The sequence below is a fragment of the Lentimicrobium saccharophilum genome, from assembly GCF_001192835.1.
Classification (GTDB): Bacteria; Bacteroidota; Bacteroidia; order Bacteroidales; family Lentimicrobiaceae; genus Lentimicrobium; species Lentimicrobium saccharophilum.
Genome location: NZ_DF968182.1, coordinates 2,630,022 through 2,656,381, shown reverse-complemented (window position 1 = coordinate 2,656,381; position 26,360 = coordinate 2,630,022). Strand labels below are relative to the sequence as shown.

24 protein-coding genes are annotated in these 26,360 nt (G+C 44.4%); 13 read left to right on the top strand and 11 right to left on the bottom strand.

The genetic code is table 11. From position 1 onward, the window contains the following. Positions 1-55: 55 nt before the first annotated feature. The 3 genes from TBC1_RS10250 (at position 56) to TBC1_RS10240 (ending at position 3,984) form a co-directional block, all read left to right on the top strand. Positions 56-271, top strand: coding sequence for an RNA-binding S4 domain-containing protein (locus tag TBC1_RS10250; protein WP_062041759.1), 216 nt, complete (start codon positions 56-58; stop codon positions 269-271). An 87-nt stretch (positions 272-358) separates the two neighbouring features. Next, complete coding sequence (locus tag TBC1_RS10245; protein ID WP_082189561.1) at positions 359-823, top strand: DsrE family protein; 465 nt, start codon at positions 359-361, stop codon at positions 821-823. A gap of 116 nt (positions 824-939) precedes the next feature. Then, positions 940-3,984: a M14 family zinc carboxypeptidase gene (locus TBC1_RS10240; RefSeq protein WP_062041756.1), complete on the top strand. Its 3,045-nt coding sequence runs from the start codon at positions 940-942 to the stop codon at positions 3,982-3,984. A gap of 74 nt (positions 3,985-4,058) precedes the next feature. Here TBC1_RS10240 and TBC1_RS10235 read toward each other — a convergent pair whose 3' ends face one another. The 7 genes from TBC1_RS10235 to TBC1_RS10205 form a co-directional block, all read right to left on the bottom strand. Beyond that, on the bottom strand, positions 4,059-4,532 hold the full coding sequence (locus TBC1_RS10235) for a DUF302 domain-containing protein (protein ID WP_236695653.1): 474 nt from the start codon (positions 4,530-4,532) through the stop codon (positions 4,059-4,061). 84 nt (positions 4,533-4,616) lie between these two features. Then, a complete protein-coding gene (trxA, locus tag TBC1_RS10230) occupies positions 4,617-5,036 on the bottom strand; it encodes a thioredoxin (RefSeq protein ID WP_236695652.1) in 420 nt (139 codons plus the stop codon). Position 5,037: 1 nt separating this feature from the next. Then, a complete protein-coding gene (locus TBC1_RS10225) occupies positions 5,038-6,000 on the bottom strand; it encodes an NAD(P)/FAD-dependent oxidoreductase (protein WP_062042972.1) in 963 nt (320 codons plus the stop codon). A 144-nt stretch (positions 6,001-6,144) separates the two neighbouring features. Then, positions 6,145-6,501: a YbbN family protein gene (locus TBC1_RS10220; protein ID WP_062041752.1), complete on the bottom strand. Its 357-nt coding sequence runs from the start codon at positions 6,499-6,501 to the stop codon at positions 6,145-6,147. Between the two features lie 74 nt (positions 6,502-6,575). Continuing rightward, positions 6,576-6,998 carry an OsmC family protein gene (locus TBC1_RS10215; RefSeq protein WP_062041749.1) on the bottom strand — a complete coding sequence of 141 codons (423 nt, stop codon included), beginning with the start codon at positions 6,996-6,998 and terminating at the stop codon, positions 6,576-6,578. 148 nt (positions 6,999-7,146) lie between these two features. Then, positions 7,147-7,788, bottom strand: coding sequence for a hypothetical protein (locus TBC1_RS10210; protein WP_062041746.1), 642 nt, complete (start codon positions 7,786-7,788; stop codon positions 7,147-7,149). Beyond that, positions 7,785-8,717 (bottom strand): hypothetical protein, encoded by a 933-nt coding sequence (locus TBC1_RS10205; RefSeq protein ID WP_062041743.1) that lies wholly within the window; start codon positions 8,715-8,717, stop codon positions 7,785-7,787. Before TBC1_RS10205 ends, TBC1_RS10210 begins: the two co-directional genes overlap by 4 nt. Positions 8,718-8,870: 153 nt before the next feature. On the opposite strand from TBC1_RS10205, the gene TBC1_RS10200 reads away from it, so the two are divergent. From TBC1_RS10200 to TBC1_RS10180, 5 genes are all read left to right on the top strand, one after another. Beyond that, positions 8,871-9,953, top strand: a complete 1,083-nt coding sequence (locus TBC1_RS10200; RefSeq protein WP_137305577.1) for a tetratricopeptide repeat protein — start codon at positions 8,871-8,873, stop codon at positions 9,951-9,953. 128 nt (positions 9,954-10,081) lie between these two features. Then, positions 10,082-10,753 (top strand): hypothetical protein, encoded by a 672-nt coding sequence (locus TBC1_RS10195; protein WP_062041737.1) that lies wholly within the window; start codon positions 10,082-10,084, stop codon positions 10,751-10,753. 59 nt (positions 10,754-10,812) lie between these two features. Further along, a complete protein-coding gene (locus tag TBC1_RS10190; RefSeq protein WP_062041735.1) occupies positions 10,813-11,217 on the top strand; it encodes a hypothetical protein in 405 nt (134 codons plus the stop codon). Positions 11,218-11,284: 67 nt separating this feature from the next. Then, a complete protein-coding gene (locus TBC1_RS10185) occupies positions 11,285-12,316 on the top strand; it encodes a tetratricopeptide repeat protein (protein WP_062041732.1) in 1,032 nt (343 codons plus the stop codon). A gap of 92 nt (positions 12,317-12,408) precedes the next feature. Next, the gene (locus TBC1_RS10180) at positions 12,409-12,909 is read left to right on the top strand and encodes a hypothetical protein (protein WP_137305575.1); all 501 of its coding nucleotides are present in this window, start codon (positions 12,409-12,411) and stop codon (positions 12,907-12,909) included. A 16-nt stretch (positions 12,910-12,925) separates the two neighbouring features. On the opposite strand, the gene ygiD is transcribed toward TBC1_RS10180, so the two are convergent. The 3 genes from ygiD to TBC1_RS10165 form a co-directional block, all read right to left on the bottom strand. Continuing rightward, positions 12,926-13,801 (bottom strand): 4,5-DOPA-extradiol-dioxygenase, encoded by an 876-nt coding sequence (gene ygiD, locus TBC1_RS10175; RefSeq protein ID WP_172668872.1) that lies wholly within the window; start codon positions 13,799-13,801, stop codon positions 12,926-12,928. 11 nt (positions 13,802-13,812) lie between these two features. Beyond that, positions 13,813-14,532, bottom strand: coding sequence for a pirin family protein (locus TBC1_RS10170; protein WP_062041725.1), 720 nt, complete (start codon positions 14,530-14,532; stop codon positions 13,813-13,815). 308 nt (positions 14,533-14,840) lie between these two features. After that, a complete protein-coding gene (locus TBC1_RS10165) occupies positions 14,841-15,374 on the bottom strand; it encodes a YceI family protein (protein WP_062041721.1) in 534 nt (177 codons plus the stop codon). Positions 15,375-16,291: 917 nt separating this feature from the next. On the opposite strand from TBC1_RS10165, the gene TBC1_RS10160 reads away from it, so the two are divergent. Continuing rightward, entirely contained in the window at positions 16,292-16,720 is a 429-nt protein-coding gene (locus TBC1_RS10160; RefSeq protein WP_082189560.1) for a GxxExxY protein, read from the top strand. Positions 16,721-17,087: 367 nt separating this feature from the next. Here the strand turns inward: TBC1_RS10160 and TBC1_RS10155 are convergent, their stop codons facing one another. After that, a complete protein-coding gene (locus tag TBC1_RS10155; protein WP_137305573.1) occupies positions 17,088-17,909 on the bottom strand; it encodes a helix-turn-helix domain-containing protein in 822 nt (273 codons plus the stop codon). Between the two features lie 484 nt (positions 17,910-18,393). Between TBC1_RS10155 and TBC1_RS10150 the strand changes: the two genes are divergently transcribed. Genes TBC1_RS10150 through TBC1_RS10135 form a run of 4 tightly spaced genes read left to right on the top strand, consistent with a single transcriptional unit; the run spans position 18,394 to position 25,899 of the window. Then, positions 18,394-19,668 (top strand): T9SS type A sorting domain-containing protein, encoded by a 1,275-nt coding sequence (locus TBC1_RS10150; protein WP_062041715.1) that lies wholly within the window; start codon positions 18,394-18,396, stop codon positions 19,666-19,668. A 35-nt stretch (positions 19,669-19,703) separates the two neighbouring features. After that, positions 19,704-23,294, top strand: a complete 3,591-nt coding sequence (locus TBC1_RS10145) for a S8 family serine peptidase (RefSeq protein WP_062041712.1) — start codon at positions 19,704-19,706, stop codon at positions 23,292-23,294. Positions 23,295-23,312: 18 nt separating this feature from the next. After that, positions 23,313-24,584, top strand: a complete 1,272-nt coding sequence (locus tag TBC1_RS10140; protein ID WP_062041709.1) for a YCF48-related protein — start codon at positions 23,313-23,315, stop codon at positions 24,582-24,584. 28 nt (positions 24,585-24,612) lie between these two features. Then, positions 24,613-25,899 (top strand): T9SS type A sorting domain-containing protein, encoded by a 1,287-nt coding sequence (locus tag TBC1_RS10135; RefSeq protein ID WP_082189559.1) that lies wholly within the window; start codon positions 24,613-24,615, stop codon positions 25,897-25,899. The last annotated feature ends 461 nt before the right edge of the window (positions 25,900-26,360 follow it).

Sequence of the window (26,360 nt, the reverse complement as noted above, 5' to 3'; positions counted from 1 at the left end):
CCGTAAAAATACTTTTCTATCATGAACCTCACTAAATTTGATAAAAATCCGGCAAATGAAAAGTTTTACCTTATCAGATTACCCCTTCATACAGCTTAATCAGTTACTCAAACTGCTTAACCTTGCCGAAACTGGTGGAGAAGCCAACCTGATGATCACTGAAGGCAAAGTAAAAGTGAACGGAACAGTTGAACTGCAAAAACGAAAAAAATTATACCCGGGGGATAAAGTTGATTTTAATGGCGAAATAATTGTAATTGCCCCCGCATAACCCTCCGGTTGGGATATATCCGTTTGAAATTGCTATTGCTTTTTGCTTTATTAATCCATATTTTTATGTTTCCTAAAACCATATTTTATGAAAAGAATCTTGTTGGGGTTGATAGCCCTTGTATTCGTGGCAACTTCTTGCAGGGAGACCATTGAAAAAGAAGTAAACATTGTGCAGGATACCACTGCTGTAGCTCCGCGCGATGGCGTATTCTACCATATTTCGAGTGGCCCCGAAAGCCCCCACAAGGTAGTAATGGCACTGAAGCAGGCGGTTATGATGGCCGAAGACAAGGATGTATTGTTGTATTTTGACATCAAAGGGATTGAAGTTGTGCTGAATGATGCCATTGACGTGAGTTATCCGACTTTCCCAAGTTCGAAAGAATCGCTGAAGCTGCTCATGGAAAAGGGTGTTACAATCTTTGCCTGTCCCTCCTGCCTGAAGGCAGCCGGTAAAAGTGAGGCTGATCTTATGCCCGGAGTGTTGCTGGCTCAGAAGGATCAGTTTTTCAACTTTACCAAAGGCAGGATTCTGACCATTGATTATTGAGATGCTTCATTGATTTATTTCCCTCTTTTGAAGGATAAACATCAAGGTTGTAATCCTCTTTTCTGTTTGCCGTAGATGATTTTCAGCACATTAAGATCATCTGAAAAGCGTATTTTATGAAACCAAAATTGCTGATTCTGCTGTGTCTCCTTGTGGCAATCATTCATGAGACCAGCGCTCAGAATCCGGGATTCCGGGTTTTTTCTGATGATCAGGAGATTCACTTTTGCTTTCCTTTCACGAAGGAGGTGGACCTGCTGGCTGTTTCCAGACAAATCTCCATGGATAATATCATGAACGATACGGTCTGGGCATACGCGAACCGCAAACAATTTGAAAAGTTTTCAGGGCAGGGCTTTAACATTACCATTCTGCCGCATCCGGGCGATGCACCGGGCGTAATCACGCGCGACCAGGTGGAATTATCCGGCGCTGTGCGGACCACATGGAACTTCTACCCTACTTATGAGGCTTATGAAGCAATTATGGCGGATTTTCAGACACTGTATCCTTCGCTTTGCCGGGTGGAAAACATCGGTACCCTGGCAAGCGGGCGAAAGCTGCTGGTCGCGAAAATTTCGGATAATATTAATGAAGACGAAGCAGAGCCTGAATTTTTCTATTCTTCTTCCATGCATGGAGATGAAACCACCGGTTATGTATTAATGCTTCACCTGATTGAATACCTGCTGCAGAACTACGGCACGGATCCTGAGGTTACGAATCTGGTTGACAATATGGAAATATACATTTGTCCACTGGCCAATCCCGACGGAACATATTACGGCGGCAACAGTTCTGTGAGCGGTGCACGCCGTTATAATGCAAACTTTGTGGATCTGAACCGCAACTACCCTGATCCGGCCGAAGGTGACCATCCCGACGGAAATGCATGGCAGCCGGAAACTGTCGCTTTTATGAATTTTGCTGAACAGCGCAGTTTTGTTGCCGGGGCCAACTTTCACGGAGGTATTGAAGTGGTGAACTATCCGTGGGATACCTGGAGCAGATTGACGGCCGATAACAGCTGGTGGGTAATGGTAAGCCGTGAATATGCGGATGCCTGTCAGGTAAATGGCCCTTCCTGGTATATGGATGACCTGGATAACGGAATTACCAACGGCTATGCCTGGTACCGGATTACCGGCGGACGGCAGGATTATATGAATTATTTCAGGCATTGCCGGGAAGTTACCATTGAAATCTCCACCACCAAAATGGTGGCTGCTGCCCAGCTACCTGACTACTGGAACTACAATTACCCCAGTATGCTGAATTTGTTGAAGCAGGCAACATACGGTTTCAGGGGTGTGGTAACCGACCAGTTGTCAGGACTGCCCGTAAAGGCCAAAATCACCCTGACCGGACATGATGCAGATAATTCGGAAGTTTATTCTTCGGTGCTTCATGGTGATTATTACAGGCCGGTTAAAGCCGGAACATACACCCTGCAGGTAAGTGCTCCCTGTTACCAGACGCAGACTTTCAGCAATCTGACCATTGCCGATTTCAGTACTTATACGCAGAATATTCAGCTAATCCCCTCGGCCGGGGTTTCAACATCCGGTGTAACTGATATTACTTCAGGCTCGGCGACCTGTGGGGGTGAGGTGATCTGTGAAGGGAGTTCTCCTGTTGCCGCGCGTGGCGTTTGCTGGGATACCTCAGTCAATCCGTCGCTGTCAGGCCAGCACACCCAGGATGGAAGCGGTGCGGGCTCATTTATCAGCCTCATTTCGGGCCTTTCTGCCAGTACGACATACTACGCGAGGGCTTATGCAAGCAATGCTGAAGGTACCGTTTACGGAGAAAACATTCAATTTACCACCAGTTGCGATGTCATTGAGCAGTTTCCCTTTACCGAAGGGTTCGAAAACGGAGGTCTGATCCCCGCCTGCTGGACCCAGGAGCAGGTAAACAATTCGGGAATCAACTGGACTTTCATTGCCGGAAATGGTAGCAGCAACCCGGCAACTGCGCACGGAGGCGCTTACAATGCATGCCTGAAAGATAATTCTTCAGCAGATAACAAAACCCGGCTGATCAGTCCGCCACTGAACCTGAGTGCATTGATCAACCCCTCCCTTCAATTCTGGCATACACAGGCCTTCTGGTCGCCGGATCAGGATGAACTCAGGGTTTTATACAGGACCACCGCTGACAGTGAATGGATATTGCTTCAGTCATACACTCAGAACATTGCTTCATGGACGATGCACTCCCTTGATTTGCCGGATGCTTCGGAAACCTATTGTATTGCTTTCGAAGGCAACGCAAAATACGGTTATGGGATATGTGTGGATGATATAATGGTTTCAGGAACATTCCGAACTTTATCGGTCACTCCTTCAAACCTGATGGTTGATGCGGCTTCCGGTAACGCTGATTTTACAGTGGAGTCAAACAGTATTTGGGAGGCTTTTTCAGATCAGGAATGGTGTGTGGTTACGCCATCAGGAAGCGGAAACGGGTCTTTGGTTGCGGATTATGAGGCAAATACAGGGAGTACGCAGCGGGTGGCCGTCATTGCTGTTGTTGTTCCGGGACTGGAACCGGTAGAGGTTACGCTTACTCAGCAAGGCTTACAGGAGAAAGTCCTGAATCTGACCGTTTTACTCGAGGGATTGTATCAGGGCCCTGGGATGAACAAAGCGAAAAATGAATCAGGAGACCAGTTTCCCGGTGATATTGCGGACCTGATTCAGGTGGAACTCCGGGAGGCTGAAGCGCCCTATGCGCTGGCGGCGGGTCCTTTTGTAGTGTTCCTTGACATTATAGGCAATGCTCAGCTCACACTGTCGCCGGAAATTTCATCAGATTATTTTATTGTGATAAAACACCGGAACAGCATTGAAACCTGGAGCAGCGGTCCTGTTTCATTCAGTAATGCAAGTGTAGGTTATAATTTTTCCGATGCTGTTACCAGGGCCTGGGGCGGCAATCTTAAACCTGCCGGGGATGTTTTCCTTATTTTTGCCGGAGATGTGAATCAGGACGGAGTGGTGGATTCGGCGGATATGACTGTAGTGGATAATGACGCGCAGGGTTTTGCAACAGGATATCTGCTTTCGGACGTGAATGGAGACGGAATTACCGATTCAGCCGATATGACTTTGCTGGATAATAACGCCGCGAACTTTGTCAGCAGGATGACCCCCTGAACCTTCATAAAAATAAAAAAGCCGGCAGGTAGTTAACCCCGCCGGCATCGTTGGTTGGTCTTGATTTCAGGTAATTATTGTATAACCAGTCTGAGCATTTCTTCTGTCTCGTTGTAGGCCTTTACCATGGTTGCTGCGGCATCCCCGCCAATCATTGCCGCGAAGGCGGGTGCATTCATCCGCGAAACATAAGTGTTTCCGTCAGATTTCTCATATACTGAAATCCGGCAGGGAAGCATGGGGCTTACATCACGGTATTCATCCTTCGAAAGGATCCCGAAAGCATGAGCAGGATTGCACAATTCAATCACTTTAACCGGCAGGACCTCCTTTCCGTTTTTCTTCATGGTTTCCTGCAGATCATGGATGGTGGTGATTTTCCAACCCTTCTCTGCAATTGTTTTTGAAAGCACTTCCATTGTTTCGGTAAAACCAAAACTGCTCTGATTTTCAATCATAACAGCCTGCTTTTCAATGCCTGTTTGCTGGCCTGAAACAGAAATAACTGTCAGTGCCAGTAAAAAAGAGAGCAAATAACTTATCTTCATTGATATTTGGATTTATTGGTTAACAATTTTCCTGTTTATCCAGGTTCAAGCATTTTGCAAAACCGCTGTTAAACAACACCGATCTTACAAATGTTTGTTTACCTGTTTGATAAGGAAATCTTTCGGCTTGATACCTACTATCCGATCTACTTCTTTCCCGTTTTTGAACAGGATAATGGTAGGGATTCCCCTGATGCCGAATTGCTGTGAAACTGGTTGGTAATGATCCACATTCAGTTTGGCAACAACGGCTTTAAAATTTTCATCTTCAGCCAGTTCGTTCAGTACGGGGCCCATCACTTTACATGGCATGCACCATTCGGCCCAGAAATCAACCAGGACCAATCCTTTTTTAGTCTGGCTCAGGAAGTTTTTATCGGTAAGGGTAATGATCTTTTCACTTTCGGGCACAGCGGACATGTTTTTCATTCTTCTGAAAGAATAAATCATGTAAACTGCAAAAAGTGCGACAATGGTGATGGCAATAATCAGACCTGTTGACATATCAGTGAGCTAAAGTTTCGTGGAGATGTCTGGATTTCAGTTGATGAATATAGCCGGAAGCGGCCAGGGCGGCAATGGTCCCGTCACCAACGGCGGTTGTAACCTGACGGTAACGCTTCACGATGGAATCACCGGCGGCGTAGACGCCAGGAATACTGGTGGCCATATCGCTGTTTACCAGGATTTCGTTCCATTGGTTCATTTCAACTTTTCCCTTTAGAAATTCGGTATTCGGAACATATCCGATAAAGATAAACACCCCGTCGGTAAGGAAGTTTTGCACTTCTCCGGTTTTCAGGTTTTTAATATCCACGTGCTCCAGTTTTTCATTGCCATGGAAACCGGTAATGGTTGATTCCATGATGAAATGGATCTTCGGGTTGGCTTTCGCCTCTTCCACCGCGTATTCAAATGCCTGGAAATGGTCAAACTGGTGCACGATGGTCACTTTGGTGGCATATTTGGTCAGTGACACTGCCTCTTCGAGGGCGGAGTTGCCGCCACCTACCACCACTATTTCCTTCCCGGTGAAAAAGTCTCCGTCGCAGGTAGCGCAATAGGAAATTCCCTGGCCTTTGAATACAGCTTCACCAGGCACGTTAAGGGTCCTCGAGCGGCCACCGGGCGTCAGGATAATGACATTTGAGGTATAAGTTGTTCCATCTGACAAGGTAACAGACTTAATTTCACCCTCAAGTTGCAGGTCTGTTACCTGGGAATTTCCTTTGATCGTGCAGCCGAAACTTTTGGCCTGCTTTTTCATGATATTGGAAAGCTGGTAACCCGAAATGCTTTCCACCCCGGGGTAGTTTGCAATTTCATGGGTTAAAATCATCTGACCGCCAGGCACTCCATCACTGATTATCAATGTGTTCAGTCTGGCTCTCGAAAGGTATATTCCGGCAGTCATTCCCGCAGGGCCTCCGCCTATAATAATGGCATCGAAGTGGTTATTTGTATTCATTTTCAAATTCCGGAATGGTTAGCGGGAATCCGGAGTCCCTTTTAAAGTCTTCTGATAAATTATCTGGAACCGGAACAACATGAGGTGTCTGGCAGATAAGCAGGACCTCAGGTTATTCCGGTTCATGAAATACCCGGAGTCAGGTTAGCTGACTGTTACAGGAGCAAATTCATTGTCAAGGATGGCCCTTACCTGGCTCATACTCTGGATACTGGAAGTGGCTTTTACCAGTTTGCCGTTTTTATAATACATGGTGAAGGGAATCCCCATAAAGCCACGTACTTCCGGCACATCGCGGATCACATAAGCCTCAGGATTGTCAAATTCCATATCGGCAAATTTCACATGTTTGTATTCCTCTTCGAGATCTTCCATGATTCCGTAAACGGGAATACACATGGGGCCCATGCGGCCGCAACAGATCATGACATTTTGGTTTTCGTTAATCAGCTTCTGATGTTCAGCAGCCGTCATTACATGGTGAAGGTTGGTGTAGAGCATTGTCTTATTGTTTTTGATTTTTAACTATTTGGGTTGAAGTCGTTGGTTATTCTGTTTAAGATGCTGGATGAACTTTATTCGTTTTCCATTATCCTGATTTCGTAAGTGATGGGCATTGCTTTGCGGTAAACCACCGAAACGCCGCAGTAGCGGTCCTGAGAAAGATCAATGGCTTTGCGCAGTTTTTCTTCATCCAGCCCATCCCCGGAGAATTCATAAATAAGGTGCATGCCGCTGTAGTGTTTAGGGTGTTCTTCGGTGAGTTCAGCCTCTATGCGTATGTTGAAGGTTTTGGGCTCCACCCGCATCTTTTTCAGGATGGAGATTACATCCATGCCGGTGCATCCGGCCAGTGAAGCCAGCATTAACTCTTTGGGCCTGGGTCCTGCATCCTGTCCGCCCACTTCCGCTCTCGCATCCATAATTACATGATGTCCGCTTACAAGGGCATCAAACTGCATATTGCCGTTCCAGGAGGTATTTAAGGTCTGTTTCATGTTGCTGAATTTTTGATGCTGCAAAATTAACCCCCATATCTTTCCCCGGCAAGCATACAGGAGGTGAGGGGCACAAGCCCGGAATTGAGTTTGCTCAACTTTTTTATTGAGGAAGGTCCGGAGAGAAATGAAATATCAGCGGATGCTGTTACCTGATCTCTCCCAGAAACACGCTCCACATCAGCAGCGTGTCGTTGCCGAATGCTTTGGGTAGTTTACGGGCATAAAACAATGCACTCAGTTTTTCTTTTCCCAGGTTTACGGTATCTTGTTTTGTGCTTGTTGATGTGGTACAACTGAAGTTTAATTTTCCGGTGTAACAGGATTCTCCGGCAGGCCTGAGCAGCGCTGCAATACACACATCCTCAATTTGAAAAGAGATTGATTGGAACCCTGAAGCGTTGTGCAGGCCGGTTACTCCTTTATTTTTCAGAATTTTGTTGTTGGTGATTAAGCCCAGATGCCTGTTTAAGGCAATATCTTCGCTGGTAAACATATTGCTGATCATACGTTCAGCCTCGGCCCTGAGGGCTGTATCCAGATTTTTATTGAAAGCGATGCCCAGGTAATCGCCATAATCCACGATCTTTTGTTTTGCATTGATCTCAAAGGCCCTCAATGATTGTTCTGAAAGGATATCCGCTCCGAATTCAGTCCTGATCCGCTCTCTGGACTGCTCCAGATCGGCTTTTTCTCTTCCGGCTTTTTTTTCTTCCTCCGGGCCGCACGACCTTGAGCTCAGTATAAACCAGGTAAGGATAGCCATCAGTATATAGTAACTTTTTCTCATGGCTTTACCTCCTTTTGCCTGAAGCGGATCAGTGAAATTTTACCCGCTTCATACCTGGTGTCAAAAATTTCAATTCCTTGTAAACTGGCAGAAGGAAGCGTCAGTTTATTGATAAACTCCCCTTTGTTGTATAATTCCACTCCGAGGGTTTCCTTGCCATTTACCTGGTAAATCATCGCATTGTCCGAAATGATTCCGTTCAGCTGGTCTCTTCTTCTCTGCCAGTCGGTCACCCTGCTGGCCGAAAAATACTGAATCATCAGCGCATAGTTATCCGGCCTCAGGGTTACGGACTCCTGAGGATTAAACTTGTCGAGCAACCTGACTATGGTATCCGTATGATAACATGGCGCTTCCACAACAAACCGGAGACTGGCCCGGCCTGTTTTCACAACGAAACTTCCGTCGGTACCACACAGATAGTTTACCGGGGATTCGTTGTCACGCAGCATACTGACTTTGATAAGGCTGTTCGTTATTGCATTGCCTGTATCAGCATCATAAAAGGTAAAGCGGTATTCCTTTGTGTTCAGCAATTTGAACAGAAGAAAAAACAAACCAGATAAAATCAGTGCCGCAACAGGTACAAAGTAGAAGTAGCGGTTGGCATGCTTCAATGAATGAAGTCTGGTTGAATTTGCCGCATGTTTGAATCTGAAATCATCCCAGTTTGCATATCCGGCATAGCGGCTCAGGATGTTCAGGATATCGATGCGCGGCAGCCCCCCGTTTTCCGATTTCATGTGCATGTAAAACCACTTTTCACTGATATGGGCATTCACCTTTTGCAGTAATTCTTCCTGAAAATCAACGATCTCCTGTCCTTTCCATTGTGAAATGGAAGGATTGATTCCCGGATAGGACTGCAGCATACGTTCCACAATCTTTTGCTTCAGGATTCCGAAGGTCAGTAAATCCCTGTCGTTCACAAAAGTGGTTAATTTCCGGTTGAACCGATGGCAAAACGGTGGTAAAGTGTTTTACAATCGGTTTACAAGGTTGATTCAAATGAAAAAGCGAAGCAGATACTAATTTCGATTCTTAAAGTTACAAAAAAACCACTTATTTTAAACCGGATGATCATGAAAAAGTATGTGATGATTTTTTACCTGCTTGCCTGTTCATTGGCCGCCATGGCTTATATAAGCGGGAATCCCGGAGACAGGGATGTCTTCAGGGCTTATGAACTCAGGATGAGCGGCCAGGTGGATGAAGCAAAAGCATTGCTTCTGCAGGTGCTTGACACAGACTCAACCAATGCCATGGCGCATTACGAAATGGCCAGGCTAAACTTTTACCTGCTGACCGGGGGAGGAGGTACCCGCCTGGAAGACGTTACCGCCCACATCAGTAAGGCAGCCGACCTGGAGCCGGATAATGTAATCTATGCTTATTACAGGGCAGTTTCCGGTTTTATGAATGCATTTATGTTTATGCAAACGGGGCAGGAGGACAAGATTAAAGGTGCCGTGGATGAGACCTGTAGCTTACTCAGGAAGGTGCTGCTGCTGAAACCCGATTATTATGAACCCATGCTCTATCTTGTAGAGATTTACGGAATGCTACCGCCTGAGATGGGAGGCGATAGTGCGCAGGCTGCACATTATGCCGGAAAGCTTTCCGAAACAAATGCTTATTTCGGCGCCAGGGCCAGAGAGGTACTCGCACCTGAAGGAACTGATCTGGTTAAGTTTTGGGAAAATGAAATTGCCGGAAACGGACGGACCCCCGAACTCCTTTACCGCACGGCAATTGCCGGAATCTTAGCCGGGAATCCGGAGGTAGCTGAAAAGTATTACAATGAAGTGAAAAGCAGGGATCCTTCGGCCAATCTGCTTCAACTTCAGCTCGGCAGGTATCATATGATGAAAGTAATGCAGAACAGGGAAATTGCTTCCACTGAGTTACCGGTTGCAATCACCTGTTTTGAGAAATATCTTCAGACCCTGCCTGAACCGGTTGTCCCTCTTAAGGCATACACGCTGGGCCTGATGGCAAGGGCTAACATGTTTCTTGGCAATCAGGAAGAAGGTGAAAAACTTCAGCAGCAGGCAGCTGCCATTGACAAATACTTCTCAAAGGCGTCAGGTGTCCCTAGCCAGATCCTGTTTGAGCCGCCCGACAAAATCTGCCATCACTACTTCTCATTTTTCAGTCCGTTTTAGAAGCTGGTTTTTTGAGGAGGTTAAATCTTGAAATGTTTCAGGAATGTATTAAACCAAGTCACTGTTTTTTTTCAGGAGATTAATTAGTTTCGGACTTTGCAATTGGTCCATATCTTAAAATCACAGAGATGAGAAAGTTATTTCTGCTTATGATAGCGCTGAGTTTCGTAATTATACTGAATGCTCAGCCCTGGCAGGTTCAAATGCAACAGGTCTCAGGCAATTCGAAGGTAAAAACGCTCAGACTGAAACCTGAAATGAGACTCGAAATCGGACGTCTGTTGAATGATAACGATACCCTGAAAGAATATAATTATTATAACGGGATATTCCTTGGCGGCACCGCCGATTCTATCCGGATCAGGTTAAATGAAGTAAAAATAAATTCAGTGTTCACCAACGGGATAAAGCATCAATCAACCATTCCAGTGAAATATTTTACCTCTGAAGCGCTCAGGGATTCTGGTTTCATGAGCTTTGCATTGCCAGAAATAGACTATCTGAAATTTCGCCCTGCAAAAAAGAACGAATTCGGAGGTTTTGTAGAACCAACCATCTATTTATCCTTACTCACCCTCTTTCTCTCGCCGATTATCAGTTACAATTTTAAAGAAGGGGAACTGAATGCGGAAAGGTATAAATACTGGGCACTGGGCAGCACCCTGGTACTTGCTTCCTGTATTACTGCCATCATTACTATTAATGCAATTCATGGACCCGATACCTTCCGGTTTAAGGCCGGTTGGCCTGGTACGCATATCAAGCAATGGCGTTTTATAAATCAACCGGATATCAGATAATCCGCTTTTTAGAACGCACAAGAACTCTCTTATATCAATTCATTGAAAAAACTAAAGCCATGATCGAGCACGTTCACAAACACATTACTTCCGAATTGCAGCAGAATGCAAAAACGGATATTATTTTCATTCTTGCTTCCATCGCCCTCAACCTGATAGCGCTGGCTATCAATTCAGGATCGGTCGAAAAATCACGTACCGATGACACCGCATTGTTGGTGATGTTCATTTTTGTTGCACTGATCATCATCATTAATCTGGTTGCCATAATCGGACTGACCAAAGGCAAACAAACCCGCACCAAACTTCTTAACGGGTTGATTAAAATGTATGTTGATCAACAGGTCGACAAATATTATGATGCTTCACTGATGAGCAGCTACAGTGTGCGGTACAATCTGTTTATTCTGGTGGTTGTATGTACCGGGATTATCTCAATCATTGTTCCGTTTGTGATGAGGTAATTTACCGGATTTTACATTGAGAGGGCAGCATCTGTTTTTTTACATCTGATCTTAAACCTGGTAAATTATGAAAAGGTTGCTTTGTGTGCTGATCACCTTACAATTGATCACAGCTTTTGGTCTTTATGCTCAAAATTCCGGTATTGCATTCAGGGCTTATGAAAGCAGGATGAATGGCAATCCGGAGATGGCCCTTTCATTGCTTGATTCTGCTTTGAAAGTCACCCCTGATAACGCAGAACTATGGTTCGAAAAGGGACGCTGCCTGGACTGGATTAAACTGCAGAATTGCAAAAAGTTTACAGATGTATGGAGGATTCTTAAACCAACGCTGAAAGATTGCAGATATTGCTTCCGGAAAGCATGTCATTATGAACCCGGGAATGCCCGTTATCATTATTGGGCAGGACAAAATGCGATGACGATAGCACTGGTGGAATTCTACACGCCCTGGGAGTGGCTGCTTATCCCAGGTGTAATGAACTCCGCTGTAAAACATCTTAAGAAATCAGTCCTTTTAAATCCGGTTAATCCTGAATACCGATATAATTTGATCAATGTATTGCACTTTGGCTGGTTATTATCAGGCAACAGGAAGCTTGCCCTTTTGCACACGGATACGATATCGGAAACTGACCCGGTTTATGGGGTTATGGCAAAAGAATTAATGGAGACAGGAAAGCAACCGTATGATCCTTATCCTGAATACAGAAAATTACTGCAATCAGATCCTGATAATATAAGACTTCTGAGTGAAGTTGCTGCGCTTTATTCCCGCAAAGGGGATTCCTGTCGCGATACAGCCATTGCCATGTACAGAAGAATCCTTGAACTGGAACCGGATAATATCAATGCTTTAAAGCGCCTGTACTGGACAGTCCCGGCTTCAGACAAGGATTTGGTTGTTCCGTATATACTGTCATATTTCAGGGCTGTTGATAATAATTACAACTATTACACGGCCTCCGGTATGCAGTTGTTGGCCACTTATCTGAAACAACTTCATGATGAACAAAGAGGAGCTGTTTTATCGCTGGCTGCTGAAAGACTTCACCCTGATAATTATGGTACATTTATCAATGATATTGGGCCGCCCTGATTACCGGTAACCAGGAAGCTTGTAAAGGCCCTCAATGGTTTTTATTAACAACCGGATCAGTTCAGTAATTTCAGGGAGCCACCATGCCAGTGATGAACGACAAAAAGCGGAGAATCATCAGGAATGCCGGAATGGTGCTCGCGGCATTTGCAGGAAGCATCTTTGGCCTGATTCTGACCATTCCTGGGTATTTGCTGGATTGGGGCCCGGGAAGCGGGATGGAAGGTCCCCTCTGGAAAGTAATGATTACCGGAATAGCCTCCTTTGCAGCCGGGGCATGTGCGGGTGCTTTTCTTTTCAGGTTGCTGGCCGGGAAACTTCTCTCAGATCTGTTCTCTGTACTTGTTAACGCCTTCCTTTCGCTGGCAATGATGATTGCCTCATCGACGGCCGCATTTATTACAGGCTGGGTAGTGGCCTACCTGACTGGTAAAATAACGGGAGCTATTTCAGGCCTGGAATGGAAAGCTGTTCTATTTTACGTTCCGCTGATGTCGTGCATTTACAGCCTTCCGGTAAGTCTTGTTTCAGGAGTTTTATTCTTTGTTTTTGTCTATATTTATCTCAGGAAAAGCAATTCCGGGGTATTATGAAATTTTCATCTGCATGCTATCCTATCTTCACCGAAGTCATGGAAATCGACCCCATAATGGTTTTGGTGTTGAAGAAGGAGACGTCCTCGTTTTTTTCCTGAAGTCCGAGTGTATAGAGCAATGGCAGGTAATGCTCCGGAGTGGGGACAGATTGTTCAAAAGCCTTTCCGGCCTTTTTATAATCAATTAATGCCTGATGGTTTCCTTCTGCAATCCATTGCCGCATTTTTGAATCGGTTTCAACAGCCCAGTCATATCCTGAATCGGGTTTTTTCCAGTCAATGATCCGCAGGTTGTGTACGATATTTCCACTGCCGATGATCAATACACCTTTTTTACGCAGTGCAGCAAGTCCGGCAGCAAGCTCATAATGCTCACGGGGCGATTTACCGTAGTCAAGGCTGAGTTGTATTACCGGAATGTCGGCATTCGGATATAGGTGTCTGATCACGCTCCAGGCGCCATGGTCAAGTCCCCAGCGCTCATCCAGTCCGACGTTGGTATGAGTAATTATTTTGCTGGTTTCAATTGCCAGTTCAGGACTTCCGGGCGCCGGATACTGAACATCGAACAATGCCTGGGGAAAACCGCCGAAATCGTGAATGGTACGCGGTTTTTCCGTGGCGGTGACGAAAGTACCACGCGTTTCCCAATGTGCTGAAACACAAAGAATAGCGTTAGGGACCGGAAGACTTTTTCCAATTTGTTGCCACCCACGTGAAAACTCATTCAGTTCAATGGCATTCATCGGACTGCCATGGCCGAGAAAAAGCACCGGCATGGAGGGGGTGTTTCCCCAATGTGAAACTATATTTTGCAACGCATTTACTTTTATGGCATAAGGTGTTATTAACAGGGCCAAAGATGATAACAGAAATTTTCGCCGGTTCATGTTTTTTGTTTTTAAATGCTCATGGGTATGTCCATAAGCAGAATTTCTGAGCCGGCCTGGCCAGACTTTATATCGACACCGTCTTCATCGCTGATCCCCAGTCCGTCACGTTCACTGAGCTCAGTTCCATCAATGGTAAAACTTCCTTTCAACACAAAGGCGTAAACCCCGTTCCCGCTTTTTCTGATTTGGTATTTTGTCTCAAATCCTTCGTCAAAAATGCCCATATGGAACCATGCATCCTGATGTATCCACACTCCCGCATCCTGCGGATCGGGCGATAGAATCTGCTGTAGTTTGTTCAGGCGATCTTCTGTTTTCAGCGTTATCTGGTCGTAACGTGGTTTCACATTCTGAGATTTGGGAAACAGCCAGATCTGAAGAAATTTCACCGGCCTGTCGCTGTTTTTGTTGTACTCGCTATGTGTGATACCGGTTCCGGCGCTCATAACCTGAATGTCGCCTTTTCTGATTACGGCTACATTTCCCATGCTGTCTTTGTGTTCCAGGTCGCCTTCGAGCGGGATGGAGATAATTTCCATATTGTCGTGCGGATGGGTGCCAAAACCTTTCCCCGCTGCCACAAAATCATCGTTCAGCACCCTGAGTACGCCAAAATTCATCCGTTCAGGATTGTAGTAATTTGCAAAACTGAATGTATGCCTGCTTACCAGCCAACCATGATTGGCAAGGCCGCGGCTGCCCGCTTTGTGAAGCACTTTGTTTTTCATAATTTTTCTTTTGTATCCGGTAAATGATTAAACCCCAATGGCTCCGGCACATTCGGCATTTCTGCCCTGCGTAACGGAAAATTTCTCCGGCAGGTTTTGATGTAAGCAGTAATCCTTTACCCATGAGCGCTTTTCTTAAAAAATCCTTTCGGTTCATAGCGCAGGGTTTAATCTTTTTATTTTAGAATTTTCTGATGGTGAATTCGTTATATTTTACAGGCAGACTTAACGTCTGCCTGCTCATTATTCTAAAGAGGTGAAACAGGCTTCAACCATCCAACCTGTTTTATCCTAAACTATCAGATTTATCAGGCCTGTTTTACGAACTGCACTTCAGCACTGATCTTTACCTCTTCGCCTACCAATACGCCACCGGCCTCAAGGGCTGCATTCCAGTTAAGCCCCCAGTCTTTGCGATTGATTTTTCCGTTAAGGCTGAAACCGACTTTCTGGTTGCCCCAGGGATCTTTCATCAGGCCGCCAAATTCCACATCGAGGATTACTTTCCGGCTAATACCTTTAATGGTCAGGTCACCGGTGAGCTTAAATGCATCATCACCGGCTTTTTCCATCTTTTCTGATTTAAAAGCGATGGCTTTAAAATTGTCTACATCGAAAAAATCAGCACTTTTCAGGTGGGCATCGCGGTCGGCATTGCCGGTGCTGATGGTTGCGGGATCAATGCTCAATGAAATATCAGAAGTGCTGAAATCGTCTCCTGTTGTTGTAACATCAATTGTAAATCCTGCAAATACACCCTTTACATTTGAAATCATGAGGTGCTTTACTTTGAAACTTATTTCCGAGTGTGAGGGATCAAGAGCCCATTTTGTTGTCGTCATTTTCTTAAAGTTTTACGTTGTTTCTGATGATGCAAAATTACACCGGTCCGCAAGGCGGAGGGTTACACTTTCAGGAACATGTGTGGTACAATCAGGAAATCAGGGCAAATGATTTTTCGCGGAATTTAAACGGGCATCTCCTTTTTTCTCTTTTAAGAAAAGGATAATTTTATAAGATTTAACATGTTTTTTTAGCCACTAAGTCTCTAAGACTCTAAGGCCCACAAAGTTTTCAGTAGGAAGATGCTCATTCTGAGTCCAGATTCCTTTGTGATTAATCTTTGTGCCTTTGAGCCTTTGTGGCTGTTTTCTTTTACAGTGAAGTAATAATTAGAAGTACCCTCTTCATTCTTCTCTTTTAAGACTGTGTTAATTTATACTTTTTAACATGTTTTTAGCCACTAAGTCTCTAAGACTCTAGGGCCCACAAAGTTTTCAGCAAGAAGATGCTCATTCTGAGTCCAGATTCCTTTGTGATTAATCTTTGTGCCTTCGAGCCTTTGTGGCTGCTTTCTTTTACATTGAAGTAATAATAAAAGCAACTTCACTATTGTTCTTTTTTAAGACTGGGTAAATTTATAAGATTTAACATGTTTTTTTAGCCACTAAGTCTCTAAGACTCTAAGGCCCACAAAGTTTTCAGTAGGAAGATGCTCATTCTGAGTCCAGATTCCTTTGTGATTAATCTTTGTGCCTTTGAGCCTTTGTGGCTGTTTTCTTTTACATTGAAGTAATAATAAAAGCAACTTCACTATTGTTCTTTTTTAAGACTGGGGAAATTTATACTATTTAACATGTTTTTTAGCCACTAGTCTTAATTACTTTAAAAGTTGAATTAAATATTCCTCGGGCTTATTGGTATTGTTTTCAGATTCTTTGTATTTTCACTTACCAGAAACATATAAAGCTTTATTCTTATGTCAGTTAATACCGAAAACGAGAAGATTAAAAGATCAAATTACCAGCCGCCCGATGAGAATACTGAAAGAATTGCCAGTTTAATTGTTGATGCAGCCTATTATGTTCATATCAATCTAGGGCCTGGTTTATTAGAAAAGGTTTATGAAGTTTGCTTTTGTCATGAGTTGAAAAAGCGAGGTTTAAACTTCAAAAGACAGATTGATATTCCAATTGTTTATGATAATATCACTTTTAATGAAGGTCTGAGGTTAGATGTTCTTGTTGAAGATAGAATTATTTGTGAACTAAAAGCCCTTGAAACAATTAATCCTTTGTGGGAAGCACAGATACTAAGTCATTTAAAGCTGACAAACAAAAAGTTAGGCTTTCTAATCAATTTTAATGTCATTAAAATAAAGCAGGGTATAAGGAGATTTGTCGTTTAATACAAATCGGGAAGTATCTAAATAGTTTACTTGTCTGGACAAAAGGCCTCTGTGATCCTCTTAGTTATTGAATTTGGCTTTGGCAATTAAAGTTCAAATCACTTTGTGATTAATCTTTGTGCCTTCGAGCCTTTGTGGCTGCTTTCTTTTACATTTAAGTAATAATAAAAGCAACTTCACTATTGTTCTTTTTTAAGACTGGGTCAATTTCTGCTATTAACATGTTTTTTTAGCCACTAAGTCTCTAAGACTCTAAGGCCCACAAAGTTTTCAGTAGGAAGATGCTCATTCAAAGTTTTGACGCCTTTGTGATTAACCTTCGTGAATTTGTGGTTGTGTGGCCGTTTTAAAGATCTTTAATACAGGATCAGGAAATCAGGGCAAATGATTTTTCGCGAAAACCGGTGGGGGTTATCCCGGTCTTCTTTTTGAAAACCCTTGTGAAATAAGACTTTTCGTTATATCCGAGCTCAAAACCGATTTCCGAAACGGATTTTTCGGTGTTCAACAATAGCCTTCTGGCCTCTATCAGTTTCCGGGTTTCTATGATATCAGTGGCGGTTTTTCCGAACGAAGCCTGGGTGATCAGATTAAGATTACGGGCAGTCATGTTCAGTTTTTCGGCATAAAAATCTGCGCCTTCAGGCCGGTGAAAGTTATTCTCCAGGATTTTCAGGAAGTTGTTGAAGGTGATCAGGCGGGTGTTGGCCGTGCCGGATTCCCCCAGGTATTCAGTGTGTGCATCTTTCTCAAGTTTGGCCAGTATTGCGCTGAGCAGGTGGCGCAGTACCTGATAGTCCGGATTGTGCTCCGTGCTTTCCCTCAGCATAATCTCGCACAGGGCATGCAGGGTGGTGCTGCAGTAATCGTGGCTCAGCGGGTATTGAACCTTCTCAATAAATCCGGAATAAAAATTAAAGCGGCTTTGCGGGATAAAATCATTCCGGTATCGGATCAGCCAGCCGCGCGTTTGGTGGTCGGGCACGAATGAGTGGACCTTCCCCTGGGCAACATATACAATTACCGGGGCTTCCAGGGTTTCAGAAACGAAATCAACCGTGTACTCAGGGTTTCCATGGGTGATGATCCACAACTCTTCATGGTCGTGGCGGTGGGTTGAAGCAGGATTCAACGCTTGCGGTGCAAGATACTCGCAGGTAAGAGCGGTAATGGAAATCGGACTGGTCATTGGTTGTAAATGCTGGTTTTGAACCGCTGCATCAGAAGCGTTATTCTCAATAACGGATACCTCCGGGATTTGTTTCAAAATATTTGATCCGGTAAATTTATCCAAATCATAATCAAAGCCTTGCTATAGGTTATTTTGAACCGGACAAAATTCCGCTGATAATTCTTTCTGCAGTATCCCTGATGCGGGAAATACCGTTTCCGGGATCTGAGGCAATTAAATGCTTAAGGATTATACTTCTGATGCAAAACCGGTTCAATTACTTGGAATTCTGAGTAATAATTTGTATCTTGACGCCTTTAGAAGCCTGTTGGCTTTCTTCCTGCTTTTTCCTGCCCTTATTCATACTTTGCTGGCATCTATTCAATCTTTCCGGCAGCGCTTCCAATCCTGGAGGGTAAATTTATTATGACTTCCGGATCATTATATCCTGAATTCAATACTGCTGCAACTATTTACAAATCAGTTATCAGGAAACCGGATAATGAAGAAATTATTGCTCTTTATCATTGGTTTTGTCATCAGCCAACAGGTAGTTTTTCCTCAGGGTTGCCTGCCGGAGGGCATCACCTTTACTACCCAGGAACAGATTGATAATTTCCAGGTAAATTACCCGGGATGCTCGGAGATTGAAGGGAATGTAATTATTTCAGGTGCTGATATCACCAGACTCGATGGCCTGGGTGTGCTGCTATCCATCGGAGGCAATCTGGAAATCAGACTCAATGAATTGCTTGGTGACCTGTCGGGACTTCAGAACCTGGAAACCCTGGGAGGTGATTTACGTATTGAGCAGAATGATGTTCTTGAAGATCTTCTGGGTCTTGAAAACCTGTCAGAAATCAACGGTGACCTGATCATCGGAGATATTGTCTGGGGACAATACCCATACAGCACGGGGAATCCCTTGCTTACCAGCCTGGCCGGGCTCAGCAGCCTGGTTTCCGTACAGGGGAACCTGAAACTGTGTGGCAATTATTCACTGGTTACGCTTTCAGGCCTTGAAAATCTGGCCTCTGTCGGGGGAAACCTGCAGGTGGGAGGTATAGAGTTTATTTATGGATTCACCTTCGGAAATCCTTTGCTCGTAAATTTAAACGGCCTTACCCGGTTATCTGTCATTGGGGGAGGCCTGTTTGTAGCCGGGAATAATAACCTGGCTGATCTTACCGGCCTGGATTCACTGGTTACCGCAGGTCAACATTGCTGGTTCGATCTGAATGAGTCACTATCGTCCCTGCAGGGGTTGGATCAGCTTACCTCCATTGGCGGAAGTCTGAAAATCCGCTGGAATAATGCCCTCTCAGACATCGGCGGTCTGGAGCATATCACTTCCCAATCCATTCAGGATCTCGAAATCATTTACAATCATACCCTGGCCGAATGCAATGTGCAAAGCATCTGCGATTATCTGGCGGACCCCAATGGTACTGTTGAAATATATGATAACGCTCCCGGTTGCAACAGCCCCGGAGAGGTGGAAGCTGCCTGCGATGCTCTTTCTGTTTCCGGAGTGTCGCGGGTGAATTCCCTTTCCCTGAATCCCAATCCGGCAAATGACATGGTTACCATTTCAACTGCTGTCTCAACAGACATTGCCAGACTTTTGATCCTTACCCTCACCGGACAACTGGTTATGGAACTGAAGTTTACCGGTTCACAAATCCGGATTGACATTGGCGGTCTGCCTCCGGGAGTATTTATTGTGCGTCTGCAAAATAATGAATCAGTGGCGGTAACGAAGCTGATAAGGAAATAACGAAAAACAGTGTATAACCATTAAATTCATTCATTATGAAAACATTCACTTTTCTTTCTGCAGCCATTCTCTGTACTGTATGTCTTTCATTTGGTCAGACAGGAAAATTTATACCGGCAAAAGAAACAGGTCCGCGTTTTGTTGAGGGGCAAATTACCGTTAAACTGAAACCAGGTACCGGTGAATTCCAGAGACAAACCGGGGATGTGCATTTCGGGATTAAATCGCTGGACGAAAAGGTTGTTGATTTTGAGGTTTTTGAACTGGATAAGCGATTCAGGTATAACCCCTCAAAACTGCGATCAGATGTGCCCGACCTTTCAAGAATTTATAAGCTTTCTTTTCCGGCCGGATTTCCTGTACGGGAGGTGGCAGAAGCCTTTTCATCCGACCCGAATGTGGAATACGCGGAGCCGGTTCCAACCGGGCACGTGCTGGAAGTTCCCGATGATGTACTGTATGAGCAGTTGCAGCACCTTCCTCAGATTTTTGCGCTGCAGGCGTGGGATATCCACAAAGGTGAAAACGGTGCCGAAGAAATCATCATAGCCATCATCGATACCGGAGTTGACTGGGATCATATTGACCTGCAAAGCAATGTGTGGCAAAACCTGGCCGAAGATGCCGATGGTGACGGCCACACTTTGGAGTTTAACGGAATTCAATGGATACTTGATCCAGGAGATTTAAATGGAATTGACAACGATTTCAATGGTTTTCCGGATGACCTGATCGGCTGGAATTTCATCACAAACAATGGGAATCCCAATCCAATCCCGGGCAATCCGGTCGGGAATCATGGAACCCATTGTGCCGGTATTTCGAACGGAGCTACCAACAATGGAACCGGAATTGCCAGTATCAGCTGGAACCTGACCCTGATGCCGGTTTGTGCCGATCAGAATAATACCCTTGAATATGGATGGGACGGAATTATTTATGCTGCTGAAAACGGCGCTGATATCATATCGAACAGTTGGGGAGGATTTCTGTATTCCATCGCCAGCCAGGAAGTTATTGATTATGCAACAGGGCTTGGCAGTATTGTGGTGGCCGCTGCCGGTAACAACAATAACGATGACGTACATTATCCCTCCTCCTACCTTGGCGTAATATCGGTCGCCTCTGTCAGCGTGGACGACACCAAAGCGGCTTATTCTTCTTTTGGTCCGGGTGTGGATATCTCTGCACCCGGGGGTGGGCTTGAAGGAGGAATTTTAAGTACTCTGCCCGGAAACAATTATGGACTGTCTTCGGGTACTTCCATGGCAACTCCTCTGGTTGCCGGTTGTTTCGGTCTTTTAAAATCATACCACCCCGCGTGGTCGAACGAACAACTTATAAACCAGCTTTTGGGAACCGCCGATGACATCGATACCCTCAACCCCGGCTATGCATATCAGCTTGGAACCGGCCGGGTAAATGCTTTTCGTCTTCTGTCGGAAGAAAATGTAATCCTGCCGCAAATCCTTAAACTGGAGCTGTTCAGTATGAATGTTGATGATGCCAATGGGAATCAGATTAATGAGCCCGGTGAAGAAGTAATCCTGAATCCTACATTCAGAAATTTTGTTCAATATGCAGGCGATGACCAGGTCATAGTTACACTAAGTACTGAAGATGAGTATATTACTATTTTGAATGATACTGCAATAGTAGATATTCCACCGGATGGATTCTTCACCATTGAAAATCAGTTTCGCTTCTTGGTCAGTGAAGATGCCACCTCTCATTTTGCAGGTTTCACCATTACATTCGATGGTGATGCAGAGATTGTTACCGGCGGCGAGCAGTTTGTTGAAGTCCTGGTGGCGCCCTCAGGCATCTTTGTTTTTGAAGGGGAACCCAACGAACGGGATTACAGCGGAACCTATATCAAAGGTGTGTTCGATCAATTGGGTATTCCTTATACCTATTCCAACACTTATCCTGCAACGTTGCAGGGATTTGACAACGTATTCCTCTCCCATGCAAATTTCGGCGAAACGCTTTCCGAAGGTACTATTCCAACGGAGGAACATACTATGATCTGCCAGGAATTTCTGGAGAACGGAGGCAATTTGTATATTGAAGCCGGAGGGATGTTCACGGGGATGCAATACCTTGGTTACCCGAATTATGCTGCCATGAAACAGCTTTTTGGAGTTAGCAGCAATCAGATCGTGATGATTGAACATTCGCTCGATTCGCTGATAGGGTCGGAAAGCAGTGCTTTCGAAGGGATTGAATTCAATAACTCAACCCAGTTATACAATTGGTATATTGATAAACTTACTCCGGTAGAAGATGCCATCGTCCCGTTTTATGAATACAATTACGGCAATGTTTCCATTATGTTCGACGGTGCTGCAACCTATGGCCATAAAGCTTTTTATTTCGGCTATTCACTGGCAGAACTTGTTGACACCGATCCTGTAAATTCAAAAAACAATGTCCTGCTAAAGGTGCTCGACTTTTTTGAGATACTGCCAGAGAATTATGTCCTGGCTAATTTCATTGCGGATAAAAAAGTGGGTGGAATTCCCCTGGATGTAAACTTCTCTGATCTCTCGCTCACCGATCCTGCACATCCGGCCTTGTCATGGCAATGGGATTTTAACAACGACGGAACCATAGACTCCCAGGATCAGCATCCGGCATGGACTTACTATGATCCGGGCACTTATGATGTCAGGCTGATTGTTTCTAATGAATTGGAATCAGATACCCTGGTGAAGGAAGGTTTTATCGGAATTAATACCGGGTACCTTGTATACGAAGGTGTTGCCGGTGGTGACGCATACAGTGGTTCGTTTATCAGGGACTATCTTCTGGAGCATGTTTACACGGTCACCTATCGGAACAACCTGCCGGAAAGTCTGGAAGGATTTTCGGCAGCATTTCTTTCATTTGGCAATTATGAATCCGGATATACTGTCATGGATGCAGTAATGGCTAAAACCATTGGCGATTATCTTGAGAGTGGCGGATACATTTACCTGGAAGGTGGCGATGCCCTGGGTTATGATCAGGCAGAAAATGACCATTTGCTTGAAATGTTTGGTATAGCCTCTGCAACCGATGGGACGAACAATCCGATCGACAGCCTGAAGGGACAAGCAGGAACATTGGCTGAAGACTTGTTGTTCACCGGCAGTCAGCAGTCCTCTGTCGCCTACATCGACCGCTATGTGCCCATTGACGATGCCGGCGCTGCCTTTGTGGAAAAGGACTACGGAATTGTGGCCGTACAACATAGTCTTCCCGGCGCTCATCGTACTTTTTGTTTTTCCTATGCACTGGCTGAACTTGAGGACGGAGAAAACCCGGATACCCGTGAGGAGTTGCTGCAAAGGATACTGAACTTTTTTGATATCTATACCGGTGCTCCTCCGGTAAATAAACTCCGGGATGGCTGTTTAAATATTTATCCAAACCCGGCCACTGGCCAGATCACCATCTCAGGACCCGGGTCTGCAGATTGCTTCATTAATACCCTTTACACCCTCACCGGTCAGGTGGTGATGGAAATGCAGATATGCGGCCCTGAAGCCCAACTCGACATCTCCGTCCTGCCGCGGGGAGTGTATTTTGTGCACTTGCAAAATGATACAACAGTGCATGTGGGAAAATTTGTAAAGCAATAAACTTAAAAATCAATTGCTATGAAAAAGCTATACATATTGATGTTTACTCTGGTTACAGCCAACTGCGCAATGGCACAATGGTTCCCGCAGAATTCGGGAACCACGAGTAGCCTTTATTCCGGTTATTTTACAGATGCGAACACAGGATATGTTGTCGGTAATAGTGGAACTATCCTTAAAACAACTGATGGTGGAACTAACTGGGAAGCACAGTATTCGGGTACTTTGACCAGCCTTTTATCTGTTTATTTTACTGATGCAAATACAGGTTATGTGGTTGGCTACTCTGGCAATATCCTTAAAACAATTAACGGGGGAACAGAATGGTTTCTTAACTCAACAGATAGTTTATCATTTTTAAGTTCTGTTCATTTCCCTTCAGAAAATATTGGTTATGCCGTTGGGTACACTTCCGATACATCATACTGGGAAATCGGTTTGGTGTTAAAAACCTCTGATGGGGGATTAAGCTGGGAACGACATGAATTTTCTAATAATTCACCTTTGGTTTTAAATTCGGTTTATTTCACTAGTGCTGATACTGGTTTTGTATCTGCAACTCAATTTGGCTGGACCGGATCATGCTCGGGAATAATATTCAAAACAACGAATGGGGGCAACGACTGGACGACTTGCTTCTCCTTTGGGCAGGGAGAGTGCTCAGGTTTGGGGTATCTATATTTTAGAGATAATGAAACAGGATTTATCTTAGGAGGAAGTGAAGGTGGAATGGGGCACATTTTTAAAACCACAGATGGCGGATTATCTTGGGGAAAAATAAATGATTTTGGAATGTTAAGTCCTGCTTCTGTTTGTTTTCCAACTCCTGATACCGGATATATCGTGGGTTTGGAGATGGAGTGGGGTCAAGGTATCTTCCTGCAAACCAACGATGCAGGATTCACATGGTCAGAACCTACCGTACTTACATCCTATGGATTAAATTGGGTTTATTTTACTGATTCCGTAACAGGTTATGCTGTTGGTCAAAATGGTACAATCTTAAAAACAACCAATGGAGGATTAACCAATCTAAATGAATTTGGGCATCCTGTCAAATCTTTGACATTGTATCCCAATCCTTCGGATGACAAGATTACGATCGCTGCTCCGGCTTTTTCTGGAAACGCACACTTGTCAGTGTTTAGCATTGGCGGGGTGAAAATATTGGAAAGGCAAGTTTTGGAACCTGAAATCCAATTAGACGTCAGAAAACTACTACAGGGAGTGTATGTGTTGAAAGTGGCAAATGACAAAACTGTTGAAACGGCGAAGCTTATAAAACAGTGATTTAAAAAGCTTTTAATGTTCAGCTATCATGAAAAAGTTACTACTCCTTTTGGCCTTTGTGGCCATCGGCCACACTTCAGGATTTGCCCAGTCCTGCCTGCCCGAAGGCATCACATTTACCACTCAGGCACAGATTGATAATTTCCAGGCCAATTATCCAGGCTGCACTGAAATTGAAGGGGATGTAACAATTTCAAATAATTGGAGCGGCAACATTACAAATCTTAATGGATTAAATGCGCTGACTTCCATTGGTGGAGCACTTTATATTGAAGGACTTCAAAATCTGACCAGTTTATCAGGGCTTGATAATTTAACATCAATAGGAGAATATTTGAAAATTGAATGGACTGGGCTAAGCACACTATCGGGGCTGGAAAGTTTGACTTCAATAGGGGGTAATCTTGTAATTAATGTGAATAATTCCCTTGTAAATTTAACAGGATTGGATTATGTGACCTCCATTGGAGGTACTCTCGACATTAGAATGAATGATTCACTGGCAAACCTGACAGGCTTGGAGAACTTATCTTCCATTACGGGTGGGTTATGGCTTCAATGGAATTCATCCCTGACCAGCCTGACAGGGCTGGATAATGTGTCCTCAATCAAAAATGATGTTTCCATTTATGGCACCAACCTGATCAATATGATTGGGCTGGACAATCTTTCTTCCATTGGTGGGTCGTTAATGATTGGCGGTTATGAGGGCGGTAACTTGGCACTCACCAGTCTTACGGGATTGGAAGGTTTGATTTCAATAGGGGGTTATCTTAGCATTAGCAGTAGTCCTCTTGTCAGTTTGATGGGATTGAATAATCTGAATTCCATAGGTGATGGTCTAGGTATCAGCTATACCGCTTTGACCAGTTTAACCGGTTTGGATAATATAGATGCCGGATCAATATCTGATTTAATTATTATTTATAATATTTCTTTATCAAACTGCGCTGTGCAAAGCATGTGCGAATACCTGGCCAGTCCAAACGGAACCATCGAAATTCATAACAACGCCCCCGGCTGCAACAGTCCGGAAGAGGTGGAAGCCGCCTGCGACGAAGTCTCAATCAAAAGCAAATGTTTTGAAAATGACTTTCTGCTCTTCCCCAACCCAGCCGGTAAAACCGTAACGATTTCCGGCAATAACGCTACAGCTATCCGGGAAATCGTTATTTACAACCAAACCGGCCAAAAAGTCCTGCAAAGCAAACCGGTAAACTATACCCTGGATATTTCAATACTCAGGCCGGGGATGTACATTGTTGAAATGGTGACCAATCATGGAAATTTGAGAAAAAAGCTGATCGTTCAATAAAACTATAGTTCGAATACGTTTCTAAACACTGGCAAAAAGAAAGGAGCAACCATGAAATACAGGGTTCATCGCCTGGAAGTAAGCAGGGACAACTTACAGGAACGTCTGAAGTAATTTCTGAACAAACTTGACGGGGAAGTGATATCGGTTTTACCAAATGTTACACAATACTTTCTCTGCTATGGAGCTAAGGTTAATTACATCCTGATTGTGGAAAAAGTAAGGTAAAACCCACATTTAAACATAATATAAAGCCCTGCAACCAATAACAGGGCTTTGACTGTTCGACCTGTTACTTTTCAGGGTTCATCGGGATTCTGTCATAAAATAGACTTCCGGTGACCGGGCTGATTCCCATCCGCCAGTCTGCGGCAGTTTCTTATCATGCAGTCTGTTTATCTCAGTAATCAGGCAATCACCCTTCGTGCCTTCTGCAGGTTGAATCCTTTCTTCAGTTTTTA